Raw genomic sequence first — 16,257 nt, 5'->3', positions numbered from 1 at the left:
TTTAAAACTTACCGTCGAGCCTGCCAAATTGTCTACTGATGGTCGGTTTTGGCGCATTTTGTCGGCATGCATAGCCGCAAATCGCAGAGTTGGTCGCAATCGTCTTTGCGCCTCTCAGACCGTTGAAGTGAGCGCGACCACGATTGCGCGCGCTTGACATAACGGGGCCGCGATGCAAATTCTCGCCCATGGGGTAGCGATCGCCCCACGAGGCCACGGCCGAAGAATCGCGTCCTTTGAACCCGAGAAACCGGAGGGACGCGCTATGCCGTCATTTCTTGAAATCACACCCGAAAAACTCAACCGCATCGTCGGCACGCCGAACGCGCCGATGATTATCGACGTCCGCAACGACGAGGACTTTGCCGCCGACCCCCGCCTCTTGCCGGGATCCAGGAGGCGCGATTACCGTGCCGTTGCCGATTGGGCTGAAGAACTGACGGGGCCATCCGTCGTCCTGTGCCAGAAAGGCCAGAAGCTCGGCCACGGGGTTGCCGCTCATCTTCGTGCCGTAGGCAAGGCTGCCGAGGTTCTCGAAGGCGGCTTCGAAGCCTGGCGCGCATCAAAGGCGGCCCTTGTCCCCGAAGAAAAACTGCCGGCCCGCGATAGCCGCGGGCGAACGGTCTGGGTGACCCGCGCGCGGCCGAAGATCGACCGCATCGCCTGTCCATGGCTGATCCGGCGCTTCGTCGATCCGGCCGCGGTTTTCCTGTTCGTGCCTGCCGCCGAGGTCGCCGCTGTCGCCGATCGCTTCAACGCCGCATCCTTCGATATCGATGAGGCCTACTGGAGCCATCGTGGCGATCTTTGCACCTTTGATGTCATGGTCGAGGAATTCGGTCTCGGGACGGCCCCCATGCTCCGGCTCGCGACGATCGTGCGGGGAGCGGATACGTCGAGACCCGACCTTGCCCCCGAAGTGCCGGGGCTGCTTGCCGCGTCGCTCGGCCTGTCGCGCATGTTCAACGACGATCTCGGACAGCTCGCGGCGGGAATGACCCTCTACGATGCCTTTTACAGATGGTGCCGTGATGCGAGGGAAGAGACCCACAACTGGCCCAACCCGAGGAAGGGATAAAATCGTGACCGACCTCGCAAAGACCAATGTCCCCTTGGATGCCGGCACAGACGACATCGTTCCCTTTTCGGAAGCCGTGAAGGTTTGGGCGCGTGTCGCGGCCCTAAGCTTTGGCGGCCCGGCAGGCCAGATCGCCGTGATGCACCGCATCGTCGTCGACGAGAAGCGTTGGGTGGGCGAACACCGTTTCCTGCATGCGCTTAATTACTGCATGCTTCTGCCGGGACCGGAGGCCCATCAGCTTGCCATCTATATCGGCTGGCTCCTCAACAAGACAAAGGGCGGCATGATCGCCGGCCTGCTGTTCGTCCTGCCCGGCTTCCTGTCCATCCTGGCGCTCAGCTACATTTATGTGATCTTCGGCGATGCCGACGCGATTGAGGGCATGTTCTTCGGGCTGAAATCCGCGGTCCTCGCCGTCGTTGTCCAGGCGGTCTTCCGGATCGGCAGCAGGGCTCTGAGAAACAACGTCATGGTCGCCATCGCGGCGGCAGCGTTCGTCGCGATCTTTTTCCTCCACGTGCCCTTCCCGCTGATCATCGTCGGGGCCGGACTTGTCGGCTACTTCGGAGGGCGGGCAGGGCTTCCCGCGTTCAAGGCAGGCGGTGGGCACAAGTCGGGGTCGGGCAAGATACTCGAAGACAGGGATTCCGTTCTCGGCGAGGATATCCCGCGTCACGCCAGGCCCAATCTCGCCTGGTCGCTCAAGATCTCCGGCGCCCTGGCGGCGCTCTGGCTCATTCCCGTCGCCGCGCTGGTCCTCGTGCTCGGCTGGGACAACGTGTTCTCGAAGATCGCTCTGTTCTTCAGCCAGATGGCCATTGTGACCTTCGGCGGCGCCTATGCTGTGCTCGCCTATGTCGCCCAGGCTGCGGTGGAACACTACGGCTGGCTTCGTCCGGGTGAAATGCTCGACGGGCTTGGCATGGCCGAGACGACACCCGGTCCGCTTATCATGGTGACGCAGTTCGTCGGCTTTCTCGCGGGCTATCGCGATCCGGGGTCCCTCTCTCCACTGGCGGCCGCGACGCTGGGCGCGATGCTGACGACCTGGGTGACCTTCCTGCCGAGTTTCCTCTGGATATTCGCCGGCGCGCCCTTCATCGAGAAATTGCGCGGAAATACGGCGGTAGGCGGGGCGATGTCGGCGATTACGGCAGCGGTTGTTGGCGTTATCCTCAACCTCGCGGTCTGGTTCGGGCTGCACGTGCTGTTCGCAGAGGTCGCGCCCGTCGCTGTCGGTCCTCTCACCTTGGACGTGCCTGTTGTCGGATCGCTGCTCCTGCCGTCACTGGTCCTGACCCTGCTGGCGGCATTCGCCATCTTCCGCTTCAAGCTCTCCGTCATCACGGTGCTGGCGGTTTCGGCGGCTGTCGGGGTCGGCTGGCAATTGGTCATTCGAGGCCAGGGGTAGAGAAGCGTCCATTAAGGGAGCGACGGCGAAACGGAGATCGAAATGGCTGCGAGATGGCGTTAGCTCTTGAACCGATACTAACCGTCAACCCCGCTGTATGAGTAGAGCGAGCATCCGGAAATTGCTCACCGACAAAAGTCGGCGCATCGTATGTGGAACGACCGATATCAGGCCATATCCGGATGGTCCGCTTGCCGAAGAAGGCCGACGAAAGCGGACGACCCGTCGAGCCTCGCCGACGTTCGCTATCGGCCGATAGGAAGACATAATCTCTGACCGCATTTTCACCGATTTTATCGCTGAATTGCAAAATTTGAGAACGTTGCCCTCGTCTGGACTATGCGATGTGGCAATTAGGCAGTCGAAAAATCGCGGGCGGCCCGAATGAACGCACTGAAGGCCGCAGGTGGGTTCTTCCTTCCGGGATAGTAGAGCGCCAGCGGGGCCAGCGGCGGTGTCCAGTCCTCAAGGACGCGGACAAGTCTGCCGGTCGCGATGTCTTCGCGCACATCCGCCTCCATGACGTACCCAAGGCCAACGCCGTTCTGAGCAGCTATCCTAACGAGGCTTGACTCGTCGAGGGTGATCGCGCCCTGCACATCGACCTGCATAGCTTCCCCGTCCTTCTCAAATCTCCACCGAAACAGGGCGTTGTTCGGCAGACGTGCCCGGATGCACCGAAACCTGTAGAGGTCGGTTGGAACTGTTGGTGTGCCATGAGCGCGCAGGAACTCCGGCGATGCGACCACGGCGTTACTGCGCCTCAACCCTAGCGGCACGGCAATCATGTCGTGCGGCACCAAGTCAGCGGGTCTTAGACCGAGGTCGAAACCAGCCGCAACGATGTCTACGAGACGCCCCTCCGTCACCAGGTCGATGTGCACCTGTGGAAAGCGCGTCAGGAACGCGAGAATGAGCGGCTCCATGACCTCGCGGGCTGCCGTCGCAAACGCGTTAATCCGCAATGTCCCGATCGGCGTCTCCTGGAGGGATTGAGCCGAGACCATGGCATCGTGGATATCGGTTATCGCCGGCCCAACTCGCTCTACGAAGGTCCTTCCCGCATCAGTTAGGGAGACACTTCGAGTAGTGCGGTTGAACAACCGGATTCCCAGTCGTTGTTCGAGCTTCGCAATGGAATTGCTGAGTGCGGTCGTGGACATACCAAGGTCCAGCGCCGCCGCCCGAAACGAGCCTTCGCGGGCTATGCTGAGAACGGCCTCGAGTTCGACCAGAACAGATCGCGTCATTGTCCCGCTTTTCGTGATGCCTCATCCTATTTTGTCCTGCTTATCGCGTCAATCATCCTGATCTAGTTTCTTCTCATCGGCCTCGAACACAGATCGAAGCCGCAGTCCAAGAGGCTCAAACAGGATTGGAGCGACCAAGTGACGATCAAATTACCGAAGGCCATCGAAGACTATTTCGAGGCAGACCGGGCAGGCAGACCGGACGCCATTGCCGCCGCTTTCACTGAAACTGGCGTCGTGAAAGACAAGGGCGAGACCCATCGCGGACGTGACGAAATCCGGGCGTGGATGGTGGAAGCGGGACAACTCTATACCTACACGGCGGAGCCCTTCTTTATCGGCGCGGAGAACGGAAAGACCCAGGTGACCGCCCATGTCGTCGGCACTTTCCCCGGCAGCCCGATCGATCTGCAGTTCTTCTTCGTCCTTGCGGGCGACAAGGTGGAAGAGCTGGAGATCACCGTATGAGTAAGTTTCTCACCCTCGAAGGCCGTAGGGCTCTGATCACGGGCGGCACGTCCGGTGCGGGTGCGGCAACCGTGGCGCTGTTCAAGGAACTGGGCGCGCGGGTGCTGACAACGGCGCGTACGAAGCCTCCGAACCTCTCTGGTGTAGCGTTTGTCGAAGCCGACCTGACGACCAAGGCAGGGGTTCAGACCGTCGTCGATGCGGTTGGTCGAGAACTCGGTGGGCTCGATATTCTGGTGAACGTGCTGGGTGGCTCCTCCGCTCCTTCAGGCGGCTTTGCCGCGCTCACCGATGAGGAATGGGACAAGGAGTTCAACCTCAACTTCCTTCCGGCGGTCAGGTTGGATCGGACCCTTATTCCTGGGATGGTCGCGCAGGGACACGGCGTTGTCATCCACGTCACATCGATCCAGAACCGGCTGCCTCTGCCGCAGGCGACCACGGGATATGCTTCGGCCAAGGCGGCTCTCAGCACCTACAGCAAAAGCATCTCCAAAGAGGTTTCGCCGAAGGGCGTGCGCGTGGTGCGGGTTTCTCCCGGCTGGATCGCGGATCCTAGGTCGAATGGTCTGGCTCTGCGCATAGCCGAGGAAGCCGGCATCAGCTACGATGAAGCGGTTCAAGTAATCATGAACACACTCGGCGGCATCCCACTGGGAAGGCCGGCCTCACCTGAAGAAGTCGCCGATTTGATCGCGTTCCTTGCCTCGGACCGAGCAACCTCCATTACGGGGACCGAGCATGTGATCGATGGCGGGACTATTCCGACTGTTTGAATATCCAAGGTTCATTGGTCTATCGCAAAAGGCCATCACCGACGCGGCAGGCATGAATATGCGTGCCGCTTCGGTTGAAGTGTTCAACGCCGAACGAGCAAATCATTGTCCCGCTGCCGGGTGCTCCCGCGTCGAAACGCGGGGGCGGCTGACCGTGTAGTGCGGGAAAATCAGACGTGCGTGATCTTCGTTCCGAGCACGTTGAGGCACTCGCGCATGAAGGCGGCAAGCCCCGTCCAGCCCTTTGCCGAAACCATATTGCCGTCGACATGGGCTTCCGTCGGTTTCACGTCGATATAGATGCCGCCAACGACCGTCACTTCGGGTTCGCAAGCGCCGAGGCCGGCGACCTTTCGACCCTTGAGCACACCGGGAACGGCCATGAGGATCTGCACGCCATGGCAGATCGTGAAAATCGGCTTGCCGGTCTCGTGGAAATGGCGGACCATATCCTGGATGCGCTTGTCGGTGCGGATATATTCGGGGCCGCGACCGCCTGCGGCATAGACCGCGTCGTATTCTTCGACCCGAACCTCGGAGAACGTCTTGTTGATGTCGGCATAGTGGCCGAGCTTTTCCGTATAGGTCTGGTCGCCTTCAAAATCGTGCAAGGACGTCTTGATGCGATCGCCGGCCTTCTTGTCCGGGCAGATAACGTGGACGGTATGGCCCACCGCTTCCATCCCCTGCTGGAATACGAAAATCTCGTATTCCTCGGTGAACTCGCCGGTCAGCATGAGGATCTTTTTGCCGCTCATGTCATATCTCCTGTTGTCAATGATGGGGCGATGCCCGGAAGAGCCGGGCATCGCTAAGGGTCAGAACGGGGAATTGGGGAAGTAGAACTGATCGGCGTTGTCAGGCGTGATCAGCGGCGCTCCGAGCAGGAAGGAACCCCGCACCGGTGCCTGCCCGTTGAACTGGGCCGCAGTCATGTAGATGGCGGACTTGATCATCGACGGCGGATAGGGCGTCGAGATGGGCGTGCGCTCGTTCTTCTCTTTCACCATCTCGATGACCTGCTTCATGCCATTGCCGCCGAGAGCGTATTTGATGTCCTTGCGGCCAGCATTGTCGACGGCCTCGATGACGCCGAGCAGCATATCGTCGTCGTTTGCCCAGACGGCATCGATCTTCGGATACTTGGCAAGATAGTCCTGCATCAGCTTGAAGGCTTCGTCCTGGTTCCAGTTGGCATACTGGATATCGAGGATCTTGATGTTGGTTTTGGCGATGACATCCGAGAAGCCCTTGATGCGCTCGTCGTCGATCACGGTCGGAATGCCGCGCAACACGACGATCTGCCCCTCGCCGCCGAGCTTGTCGGAGAGCCAGTGCGCCGTGTTGGCGCCGACCGCAATGTTGTCGCCGGCCACATAGAGATCCTGGACCGACGGATCCGTGAGGCCACGGTCGACCACGGAGATGAAGGTGCCCTTCTGCTTGATCTGCTCGACCGGACCGGTCAATTCTTCCGACGTGAAGGGCAGAATGACAAGCGCATCGAGCTTGCGGCTTGCCGAGAGGTCTTCCAGTGCGGAAACCTGCGCGGGGGCCGAAGAAGCGGTGGACAGAACGACATCGATGTTGGGGAATGCAGCCTCGATTTCTTTTTCGGCCTGCTCGGCGTGATACACGACCCCCCCGGTCCATCCGTGCGTGGCAGCAGGAATAGAGACGGCAATGGTAACCTTCTCACCTTCGGCCTGTGCGCTGCCAAGCGGCAGAGCCAGGATTAGTGCGGCGGTCGACAACAACAGACCGGCTTTCTGCATGATAGACTTCATTTTCTCCTCCTTTGAAGTCAGTGCTGTTTTCAGCGGTTGGCGGTAAAGCGATGCGCTAGCATGGCGATGATGATGATCGCGCCCTGCACGGCGGCCACGAGGTATTCGGAAACCATGTCCGAGAGGACCATGACGTTGGCGATGACCTCGAGAATGAGCGCGCCGGCCACGGTGCCGCCGATGCGTCCCCGTCCACCGCGCAGAAGGGTGCCGCCGATCACGACGGCGGTGATGACCTGCAGCTCCCAAAGCTGGCCGGTCGTCGGCGTCGCCGCGCCGAGGCGCGGCACATAGCAGATGGCCGCGACGGCGACGCAGACACCCTGGATGACATAGGCAACGGTGCGGACGCCCGCGACATTGACGCCGGAAAAGCGTGCAACCTCGACATTCGAGCCAGCCGACGTCAGGCGGCGACCGAACTTCGTCTTGTACAGCAGGAACGCGCCCAGCATCACCACGACGAAGGTGATCAGGACCGGATAGGGAATGCCGAACAGGCTACCGAAATAGACCGGCCGATAGGCCTCACGCAGGCTCCGGTCGATCGGTAGGGATCCGCCGTCCGTCATGAAGGTGATGAACGCCCGGAAGATGCCCATCGTGCCGAGCGTCACGATGAAGGGCTCGATTTTTCCAATGGTCACGATGAGCCCATTGAAAAGCCCGCACAGCGCACCGACGATAAGCGCCACGCCCGCCCCCATGGGAAGGGCCCATGTTCCGAACGCCGGCGCGAGATGGTTCATCACCATGATCATTATGCCCGTGACGAAGGCCATCATGGAGCCGACCGAAAGGTCGAGGCCACCGGACGAAATGACGAAGGTTGCTCCTACCGCAATGATCGCGATAAAGGCGCTGCGCGTGATCACATTGATCAGGTTCGCCGGCGCAACGAAGTTGGAATTCACCATCGCTCCCAGCAACACGATCACGGCCAGAGCGATGAACGGCGCAAGGTCTGCCCAGCGGATGCGGCTTCCTTCGTCAGTCGGGGTGATGGTTGCGGTCGCTGCGGTCATATTCGTCCTCCCGGTCACCTGCGTGCCCACCAACGGTGGCTGCGTAGACGACGTTTTCCTCATTGATTTCTGCGCCGCGAAGTTCGGCGACGATCTTGCGGGCCCGCATGACCAGGACACGGTCGGCGAGCCCCACCAGCTCGGGCATTTCCGACGAGATGACGATGCAAGCCTTGCCTGCCCGCACCATGGCGTCAATAAAGTCGTAGATCTGGCTCTTGTTACCGATGTCGATGCCGCGCGTCGGTTCATCGATGATCACCACCGAGGGATCGGCCAGCATGACCTTGGCGAGCAGCAGCTTCTGCTGGTTCCCCCCAGAGAGTTTTCCAGCTTCGAGGCGAAGAGAACGGACGCGGATATCGTAGTCCGCCCCCGTTTTCTCAAGGCGGGAAAGCTCTCCCCGCTTGTCCAGAAGAGACCCCGGATTGACGGCATCGAGCGCCTGAAGCGTGAGGTTCGGGCCAAGCTTCTCCTCCAGAAGCAGACCCTTTCCCTTTCGATCTTCGGTCAGATAGACGAGACCGGCTTCCATCATCGTGCGGACCGAGCGGTGCCTGATCTCCTTGCCGTTGAGAACGACACTGCGCGCCTGTGAGGGACGAAGGCCCATCAACCCTTCGATGAGTTCGGTGCGTCCAGCGCCGATCATGCCGCCGATGCCGAGCACCTCGCCCGGTCGGACGTCGAAGCTGACGCCATCGGAAACATGATCGACCGCCAAATCCGTAACGGAGAGTATCGGCACGTCTTCGGTCGGAGGGCGTTTATGGGGATAGAGCATCTCCAGTTCGCGCCCGACCATCAGCTCGGCCATTTCACGCTGGCTGAGGCCCGCGGCGGGCCAGGTGCCGATCATCCGGCCATCACGCAGAACGGTGACGCGGTCGGCAAGCGCCTGCACCTCATCGAGGCGATGAGAAATATAGAGCACAGCCACGCCATGGTCGCGCAGCATCCGCACGATGTCGAGCAGCGCCGCGACCTCGTCATTGGCCAGAACCGCCGTCGGCTCGTCCAGGATGACCACTTTTCGCTCATCAAGGAGGGCGCGTGCGATCTGCACGAGCTGGCGTTGGGCAAGCGGCAACTCACCGACACGATCGCGCGGACGCGCCGTCGAGCCGACTTTTGTAAGAAGTTCGGCGGTTCGGCGGTTCATCCCGCGATCATCGACCATCAGACCGCGGCCCATTTCACGCCCTAGAAACAGATTTTCCGCGACCGTCAGGTCTGGTGCCAGCAGAATTTCCTGGTGCACCAAAACGATACCGGCCTGTTCCGCTTCCACCGCGTTTCGAAATTCGATCGGCCTGCCGTCCAGGAGCAACCGCCCTTCTGTTGGTGCGACGTGGCCGGACAACAACTTCATGAGCGTCGACTTGCCGGCGCCGTTTTCACCAATGATGGCGTGAACCTCTGCGGTACGTACATCAAGGGTGACATCAGAGAGGACGGTGATCTGCCCGTAAGCCTTGCCCAGTTTCTCGGTCCGAAGGGCGGCCGCCGCCGTATCCACCGACGGCGCGAGGGATTGAGGAGAGAGGACCGCGTTCATTCGAAAGCCGAAAGCAGCCGGTCGCGCGACCGTTCGATATGAATGCGCATGGCGTCAAACGCCGCCTGCGGATCACCCGATCGAAATGCTGCGAGCAGGTTTTCGTGCTCCTCGAGAGCCTCCTGCGTCACCCGCGTGTGGAACATCAGCCGGAAGATGTGCAAGTGAACATGCTGGTTCGACAGCGTGTTGCGAATGACCTCATTTCCAGCGATCTTGAGGATCGCATCATGAAAATGCGCGTCGGCGCGGGCAAAGCGCGAGTACCGCGTGTTGCGATCGACGGGTGCCGCACCATTGCCCATGTCCGCAGCAGAGCTTTCAAGCTGCCGCAGTGCATCGGGAGTCATGTTGACCGCTGCCAGTCTTGCGGCCTCCGGCTCGACCAGCAGACGGAAAACGTAGAGATCCTCGAACTGCTTCCTGGTCCACTGCGGCGCCGCGCTATAACCGACAAGGTGCTCTTTGCGTACAAGACCTTCGCGCTCCAGACGGCTCAAGGCCTCGCGTATCGGCGTCTGGGAAACACCGATTTCACGGGCGAGCACGTCGATCGGAATCCGGGCGCCGGGCGCAATCTCCAGAGACATCAGCCGGTGGTAGATGTTGTCATAGACGCCATCGACCACACTGCTCGGTCGAAGGCTTGCCCCTCGGGCTTCCCGTTCCGCTGCAAATGCCACTTACGTTCTCCGGCTGCTTCTTGACATGCCGGCATTTGTTGCAAATAAGATATCGCATGTCAAATACAATATCGTATATGATCTGATATAGGATTTAAAAATGAACCTCGCGCCGGAACGACTCCGGGGAATGGCGAGCGCGCTCCTCGAAGCACGCAACGTCCCTTCCGCCCATGCTCGCCTTCAGGCTGATCTTCTTCTGGAAGCCGAGTTGCGCGGCCTGCCTTCCCATGGCCTGCAACGGCTGCCGCTCATCCTTTCACGGCTGGACAAGGGCTTGGCCGATGGGCAGGCGCGCGGAAGCGGAACATGGCGCAGGCGCTCATTTCTCAGTGTCGATGGCGAACGCGGGCTTGGGCCGGTGGTACTGATGCACGCCTTGGAGGCCATGCGTCCCATCGTGTGCGAGACAGGGATCGCCATCGCTGCGATCCGTAATGCCAACCATATCGGTATGCTCGCATACTATGCGGAAGCGGCGGCGAAGAGTGGTCTGATCGGCATCATCATGTCGACCAGCGAAGCGCTCGTTTACCCCTTCGGCGGAACGCAGGCGATGCTGGGCACCAACCCCGTAGCCATCGGCGTCCCCTCTGGCGATCAGCCCTTTGTTCTCGATCTTGCAACGAGCATTGTCTCCATGGGCAAGATCAACCATCACGCAATGCGTGGAATGCCCATTCCGCTCGGCTGGGCCGTGGACGCAGAGGGCCGGCCGACAACGGATGCGAACGCTGCGAGGACGGGTGCCATCGCCCCGTTCGGCGGCGCCAAAGGATATGGGCTGGGCCTTGCGATCGAGCTTCTGGTCTCCGCCTTGACCGGCTCAGACCTCGCACCTGATGTCCGCGGCACGCTCGACGATATCCACGCCGCCAACAAGGGCGATCTCCTCATTCTCATCGATGCGGCAGCGGGAGACGGCAGTGTCCGGTCGCTTGCATCCTATCTCGACCATCTGCGCGGCTCTCACCCGTCCGATCCCGCAAGCCCAGTGGCCGTTCCCGGCGATGGCGCGCGCCAGCGCCGCGCCGCGACGGAACGCTCGGGAATAGAGCTGCCCCAACCGCTTTTGGAACACCTTTTGGCCCTTGAAGCTGCCTGAATTATCGGAGGAGAAACCTAATGAACCTTTTCGGCACATTGAGAGCGCCGCGCGAACTGCTGTTTGGCGCGGGGCAGCGACATGCTCTCGGCAGCATCGCTGCAAGGCTCGGCCGGCGTGCGCTTGTCATCACAGATACACGCCTTGCCGCGGATGCCGATTTCCTCATGCTCGTCAGGCAGCTCGAGGAAGCCGACATTGCGGTTGCCGTCGATAGCTCCACCCTACCGGACGTTCCCGTCGAATCCGCCGTACAAAGCGCGGAAAATGCCCAAAACTTCTCGCCCGACCTCGTCATCGGTATCGGCGGGGGCTCCTGCCTCGACATGGCCAAATGCGTGGCGCTGCTTCTCACGCATGGCGGGCGACCGCAGGACTATTACGGCGAGCATACCGTGCCCGGCCCGGTCATGCCGCTGATCGCTATTCCCACCACCGCAGGTACCGGTTCGGAAGTAACACCCGTCGCCGTGCTTTCCGATGCCGAACGAAGCTTGAAGGTCGGCATTTCAAGCCCGCATCTCATTCCGACCGTCTCCATCTGCGACCCGGAGCTTACCCTCTCCTGCCCACCCGCACTGACCGCAATCGCCGGAGCCGATGCATTGACGCATGCGCTCGAGGCCCTCACCGCAATCCGCCGCGACCCCGTTCCCGGCATCGCACAACAGCGCGTCTTCGTCGGCAAGAATGAGCTGTCCGATCAGTTCGCGCTTAGCGCCATCTCACTGCTCTGGCAGGCCCTGGAAGCGGCGTGCACGAATGGCGGCGACCGTGCGGCGCGCGAAAAGGTCATGCTTGGTGCGACAATGGCAGGGCTGGCCTTCGGCGTTGCGGGAACCGCCGCGGCCCATGCCATCCAGTATCCTGTCGGCGCCCTCACCCATACCGCGCATGGTCTCGGCGTCGCCTGCCTCATGCCCTATGTCATGACATGGAACGCACCCGTCATCCGCGACGAGCTTGCCAGGATAGCGCAGGCCGCGGAGCTGTCAGGACCTGACGATGTCATTCCCGCGCTCGCTTCCCTCTTCGCCCGGATCGGCATCCCGTCGACGCTGCAAGACCTTGGGCTTGAAGAAAGCCGGCTTCCCTGGGTGGCTGAACAGAGCATCGGCATCGCGCGCCTCATCCAGAACAATCCCCGTCCGTTGAACCTCGACGAAATGCGAAACCTTGTCACCGCCGCCTACCATGGCGACCGTTCGCGCCTGAATTGAAAAGGATTCCCACGATGACCCTCCATGCCAAGATCACAGGCTATGCCGATCCAGCCCTGCACGCCGCCGGCCTTTATATCGGCGGCAAATGGCGCAAGGGCGACGGAATAGCGGTCATGAATCCGTCCACGGGTGAAAAACTGGCCGAGGTTGCGGATGCCTCCGTCGAGGATGCGATGCGCGCCGTCGATGCCGCAGAGGCCGCAGCCTCCGGGTGGCGGGCCACGCCGGCCCGGCAACGTTCGGAAATCCTGCGTCGCTGGTTCCAGCTTATGACGCAGCACGCCGAGGAGCTGGCCACGCTTATCGCGCTAGAGAACGGCAAGGCGCTGCCCGACGCACGCGGCGAAGTCGCCTATGCCGCCGAGTTCTTCCGCTGGTATGCGGAAGAGGCAGTCCGTGTGCCCGGCGAATACCGCCACACGCCCTCCGGCTCGCACCACATCCTCGTCGATCACGAGCCGATCGGTATCGCCGTCTTGATCACGCCCTGGAATTTTCCGGCCGCCATGGCCACCCGCAAGATCGGCCCTGCGCTGGCAGCCGGCTGCACGGTGATCCTTAAGCCGGCATCCGAAACGCCGCTGACGGCCTACGCCATGGCACGCCTCGGCGAGGAGGCGGGCGTGCCGCCGGGCGTCGTCAACGTACTCACGACGAGCAAACCGGGTGCGGTCACAAACGCCATGCTCGCCGATCCACGTGTGCGCAAGCTTTCCTTCACGGGCTCGACGGGTGTCGGCAGGACGCTTCTGGCCGAAGCCGCAAAATCGGTCGTCAGTTGCTCGATGGAACTTGGCGGCAACGCTCCCTTCCTCGTTTTCGACGACGCCGATCTGGAGGCCGCTCTCGACGGCGCGATGATTGCCAAGATGCGCAACGCCGGCGAAGCATGCACCGCTGCCAACCGCTTCTACGTCCAGGCAGGCATACACGGCGCTTTCGTCGCGGGCCTGACGGCACGCATGGCCGCGCTGAAGGTGGGGCCGGGATATGATCCCGCCACGCAATGCGGGCCCATGATCACCACGAACGCCGTCCGCAAGATCGACAGGCTCGTCACCGATGCGATCGCACTGGGCGCACGCGTGACCACCGGCGGCAAGCCTCTGGCAGAGAACGGCTATTTTTACCCACCGACAGTCCTCGAAAACGTGCCCACCGACGCGGCGATCGCGCGTGAGGAAATCTTCGGGCCCGTCGCGCCGGTCTATCGGTTCGAAAGTGAAGAAGACGCCATTCGGCTTGCCAACGACACCGAATATGGCCTCGCCGCCTACATCTACAGCCAGGACCTGAAGCGGGCCATGAGGGTTGGAAAACAGCTCGAAACAGGCATGCTCGGCATCAACAGGGGGCTGATGTCGGACCCGGCAGCTCCCTTCGGCGGCGTCAAGCAGAGCGGCCTCGGCCGTGAAGGGGGCGTCACCGGCATACTGGAATTCATGGAGGCCAAGTATTACGCAGTGGATTACTAACTGTGAGGGAAACCACCATGACGTCTCAGGACCTCTATCGGATTCGTGACTTCGTTCCCGACTTCGATGCCATTGCCGCCGAATTTGCAGAACGCAGCCGGAGGCTTGCGGAAACGGCGGAGGTTTTGGCCGATATACGATACGGCGCGCGTGACAGGGAGGTCCTGGACATCATTCTGCCTCCGCGCCTCAGGGCCGGCGCGCCCCTGCATGTGTTCGTCCACGGCGGTTACTGGCGTTCCGGTGAAAAGGAAAACTATCACCTCGTCGCTGCGCCGGTCCTTGCGGCCGGCGGCATCGCCGCCATCGTTGAATACGACCTGATGCCCGGCCAGCGCCTCGAAGTGCTGGTCGACCAGGTGCGGCGATCCGTGCTTTGGCTCGAGAAACACGCCGGCGATTTTGGTGCAGACGCTCGCAGGCTCACGGTCAGCGGCCATTCGGCAGGCGCCCACCTGGCGTCTTTTCTTGCGGCGACAGGCGTAGAGGAGACGGCGAAGCCTGCCTTGCCAGCCATCAGCAGACTCCTCCTGGTGAGCGGCATTTATGATCTTTCGGGAATTCCGGACAGCTTTCTGCGCGACGAGGCCAAAATGACGCCGGCGGAAGCGGCGGCATGGTCGCCTCTGACTTCAAGCCAGCTTCCTTGCCCTCAACGGATCATCGCGTTCGGCGCAGAGGAAACACTCCCCTTCCACCAACAGGCCGCGGCTCTGCACACACGGCTCCACACTCAGGGCAGCGCCGCCAAACTCCTCCCCGTTCCTGACCTGAACCACATGAACGTCGTATTGGATCTCGCAGATCCCGCAGGGATTTTGGGCGGGCATGTCGCGAACATGATCGCATCGCTTTGATGATGAGGGCCTTTGCGTGAGATCAACGCTCTATAGCCAGCCTCGCCTATAATTTCGGCAAGTGACCTGAGCCCCAAGGTTCAGCCGGCGCAGGATGTCCGCCTCCTCATCCGGTTTGTCATCAGGAATGATTAATTAGATCGGCTTTCCGACCGCCTCGCTTTCAGAATAGCCGAACATGCGCTGGGCCGCCCTGTTCCAGCTGATGATGGTGCCTGAAAGATCCTTGCTGATGATCGCGTCGAACGAAGACTCTACAATGGCTGCGAGGCGTTATGCGCTGTGCTCTTCGATGTACGACCGCTTGGCTTATTGATGCTTACGCTGGAGTGATCTAGGCAGGCGATTGACAGATCAACCCGGCACACTGTTAGAAAGTTCGAGGCGCTCGCATTTTTCTGAAGCTAGCGGCTCCGCTGACCTCTGTCGCGGTCAGGCCCGGTCGTAGGTGAATGAAGTTAGCAACGTCGTCACGAAATTGCTGGCCTTTTCCTTGACCAGCACCTCGGTCCACTCGTCAGTGCCGCGAAGCCTCAGATCCGTGTAGATACTGTCGACGGCAGCTTCTTCGATCCGCTTGATATGCGTCTTAAATGACGCCTCGCCGCCGGCATGATACATGTCACGGATGACCATGCGCAGGATTTCCTGGATCGCTATCTGCCAAGCAGTATTGATGGCCTGCAGCTCGTTCGTGTTCGGTGCCATCAATGGCTCCTCGAAACTGAGTAAAGTTCGGGCATGACGGCGTCACGCCCTGGTCTATTCCACGGACCCATCCAGTAGAAGGTAGGTCCCGGGCTACTAAGCCTGCCGGGCCTTTCGCGCGGCATAACGTCTGTCGCGTTCAGCTTTACGGGCCGCCTCGTCTTGAACAACCCGTGATATCCGGGCATTCTCGGCCAACTGTCGTGCCTCGATCTCGGCTACGGCTGCTGCCTCTATGGCCGCCTGTTCTTGAGCCGCAAGTGTCTCGATCCGGGTGCGTTCCTCATGCTTCAGTCGTTCCCGTTCCGCACGGCGCGCTTCACGAGCTTCTACAAGGGAGATGCGCTCGGCCTGTCTGGCGGCTTGCAATGGCTTTGCCGCGGTCTTTGCTGCTCGGTATTCGGTGAGGAGAGCAGCTTTGGCGTCTGCAGCAGCGGAGCGTCGGTCGGTAAGTTCGTTGTTTCTGGCGTGTCTCAAATTTTTACCCTGATGTTCGTAGTTGCGGTGATCAGCCGGCCTTGGATCGTTTGGCGAGCAGCGCAGATGTTGCAGACATCCGGTCGGCTTGCTCCTTGGCGAGCCGCGCTTCACGCAGCCTGATAGTTTTCGCGTCGCGTGCCTGAGCTTCGGAAACAAGCTCTCCCGCCGCATTGTTTTTCGCGAAGAACTCTGTTTGGAGATTGCCGAAGGCGGTTTCGGCCCGCTGGCGGGATTTGCTATATATCTCTGTCATTAAACGTCCTCGATAATGGCCATGAGGCTGAAACGAAAAAGGCCAGGCATGACGCCTGGCCTCAAACTGATAATTGCTTCCGGCAGTGCCAGTACATCCGTGGTCAAAGGGAAGCAG

General features: G+C 61.0%; 18 protein-coding genes. 8 read left to right on the top strand and 10 right to left on the bottom strand.

Annotated elements, in window-relative coordinates:
• Positions 1–265: 265 nt before the first annotated feature.
• Both MUU55_RS26495 and chrA read left to right on the top strand, forming a co-directional pair.
• A complete protein-coding gene (locus MUU55_RS26495; RefSeq protein ID WP_244763780.1) occupies positions 266–1,078 on the top strand; it encodes a chromate resistance protein ChrB domain-containing protein in 813 nt (270 codons plus the stop codon).
• 4 nt (positions 1,079–1,082) lie between these two features.
• Entirely contained in the window at positions 1,083–2,492 is a 1,410-nt protein-coding gene (gene chrA / locus MUU55_RS26490; protein ID WP_244763779.1) for a chromate efflux transporter, read from the top strand.
• 353 nt (positions 2,493–2,845) lie between these two features.
• On the opposite strand, the gene MUU55_RS26485 is transcribed toward chrA, so the two are convergent.
• Complete coding sequence (locus MUU55_RS26485) at positions 2,846–3,742, bottom strand: LysR family transcriptional regulator (protein ID WP_244763778.1); 897 nt, start codon at positions 3,740–3,742, stop codon at positions 2,846–2,848.
• A gap of 138 nt (positions 3,743–3,880) precedes the next feature.
• On the opposite strand from MUU55_RS26485, the gene MUU55_RS26480 reads away from it, so the two are divergent.
• Positions 3,881–4,210 (top strand): nuclear transport factor 2 family protein, encoded by a 330-nt coding sequence (locus tag MUU55_RS26480; protein WP_244763777.1) that lies wholly within the window; start codon positions 3,881–3,883, stop codon positions 4,208–4,210.
• Positions 4,207–4,986, top strand: a complete 780-nt coding sequence (locus tag MUU55_RS26475; RefSeq protein ID WP_244763776.1) for an SDR family oxidoreductase — start codon at positions 4,207–4,209, stop codon at positions 4,984–4,986. Before MUU55_RS26480 ends, MUU55_RS26475 begins: the two co-directional genes overlap by 4 nt.
• Positions 4,987–5,156: 170 nt before the next feature.
• On the opposite strand, the gene MUU55_RS26470 is transcribed toward MUU55_RS26475, so the two are convergent.
• From MUU55_RS26470 to MUU55_RS26450, 5 genes are read right to left on the bottom strand one after another with little or no spacing between them, the layout of a single operon-like run.
• Complete coding sequence (locus MUU55_RS26470) at positions 5,157–5,744, bottom strand: DJ-1/PfpI family protein (protein WP_244763775.1); 588 nt, start codon at positions 5,742–5,744, stop codon at positions 5,157–5,159.
• Between the two features lie 60 nt (positions 5,745–5,804).
• The gene (locus tag MUU55_RS26465) at positions 5,805–6,773 is read right to left on the bottom strand and encodes a substrate-binding domain-containing protein (protein ID WP_244763774.1); all 969 of its coding nucleotides are present in this window, start codon (positions 6,771–6,773) and stop codon (positions 5,805–5,807) included.
• A 29-nt stretch (positions 6,774–6,802) separates the two neighbouring features.
• The gene (locus tag MUU55_RS26460; protein ID WP_244763773.1) at positions 6,803–7,798 is read right to left on the bottom strand and encodes an ABC transporter permease; all 996 of its coding nucleotides are present in this window, start codon (positions 7,796–7,798) and stop codon (positions 6,803–6,805) included.
• Positions 7,764–9,356 (bottom strand): sugar ABC transporter ATP-binding protein, encoded by a 1,593-nt coding sequence (locus tag MUU55_RS26455; RefSeq protein WP_244763772.1) that lies wholly within the window; start codon positions 9,354–9,356, stop codon positions 7,764–7,766. The genes MUU55_RS26460 and MUU55_RS26455 overlap by 35 nt, the downstream gene beginning before the upstream one ends.
• Positions 9,353–10,039, bottom strand: coding sequence for a GntR family transcriptional regulator (locus MUU55_RS26450; RefSeq protein ID WP_244763771.1), 687 nt, complete (start codon positions 10,037–10,039; stop codon positions 9,353–9,355). The genes MUU55_RS26455 and MUU55_RS26450 overlap by 4 nt, the downstream gene beginning before the upstream one ends.
• A gap of 100 nt (positions 10,040–10,139) precedes the next feature.
• On the opposite strand from MUU55_RS26450, the gene MUU55_RS26445 reads away from it, so the two are divergent.
• The 4 genes from MUU55_RS26445 to MUU55_RS26430 are packed head-to-tail and all read left to right on the top strand — an operon-like array spanning position 10,140 to position 14,699.
• Complete coding sequence (locus MUU55_RS26445; RefSeq protein WP_244763770.1) at positions 10,140–11,144, top strand: Ldh family oxidoreductase; 1,005 nt, start codon at positions 10,140–10,142, stop codon at positions 11,142–11,144.
• Between the two features lie 20 nt (positions 11,145–11,164).
• Positions 11,165–12,364: an iron-containing alcohol dehydrogenase gene (locus tag MUU55_RS26440; protein ID WP_244763769.1), complete on the top strand. Its 1,200-nt coding sequence runs from the start codon at positions 11,165–11,167 to the stop codon at positions 12,362–12,364.
• A gap of 14 nt (positions 12,365–12,378) precedes the next feature.
• Positions 12,379–13,842 (top strand): NAD-dependent succinate-semialdehyde dehydrogenase, encoded by a 1,464-nt coding sequence (locus MUU55_RS26435; RefSeq protein ID WP_244763768.1) that lies wholly within the window; start codon positions 12,379–12,381, stop codon positions 13,840–13,842.
• Positions 13,843–13,859: 17 nt separating this feature from the next.
• Positions 13,860–14,699 (top strand): alpha/beta hydrolase, encoded by an 840-nt coding sequence (locus MUU55_RS26430; RefSeq protein ID WP_244763767.1) that lies wholly within the window; start codon positions 13,860–13,862, stop codon positions 14,697–14,699.
• A 135-nt stretch (positions 14,700–14,834) separates the two neighbouring features.
• Here MUU55_RS26430 and MUU55_RS29220 read toward each other — a convergent pair whose 3' ends face one another.
• The 4 genes from MUU55_RS29220 to MUU55_RS26410 form a co-directional block, all read right to left on the bottom strand.
• Positions 14,835–14,960 (bottom strand): PAS domain S-box protein, encoded by a 126-nt coding sequence (locus tag MUU55_RS29220; protein ID WP_303278587.1) that lies wholly within the window; start codon positions 14,958–14,960, stop codon positions 14,835–14,837.
• Positions 14,961–15,131: 171 nt separating this feature from the next.
• A complete protein-coding gene (locus MUU55_RS26420; RefSeq protein WP_244763766.1) occupies positions 15,132–15,407 on the bottom strand; it encodes a hypothetical protein in 276 nt (91 codons plus the stop codon).
• A 96-nt stretch (positions 15,408–15,503) separates the two neighbouring features.
• Positions 15,504–15,884, bottom strand: a complete 381-nt coding sequence (locus MUU55_RS26415; RefSeq protein ID WP_244763765.1) for a DUF6481 family protein — start codon at positions 15,882–15,884, stop codon at positions 15,504–15,506.
• A 31-nt stretch (positions 15,885–15,915) separates the two neighbouring features.
• The gene (locus MUU55_RS26410; RefSeq protein WP_244763764.1) at positions 15,916–16,140 is read right to left on the bottom strand and encodes a hypothetical protein; all 225 of its coding nucleotides are present in this window, start codon (positions 16,138–16,140) and stop codon (positions 15,916–15,918) included.
• Between the last annotated feature and the right edge of the window lie 117 nt (positions 16,141–16,257).

The organism is Shinella curvata (assembly GCF_022899935.1).
Lineage (GTDB): Bacteria > Pseudomonadota > Alphaproteobacteria > Rhizobiales > Rhizobiaceae > Shinella > Shinella curvata.
The sequence above is the reverse complement of the archived record's forward strand: the minus strand, read 5'-3'. Positions and strand labels throughout refer to the sequence as shown.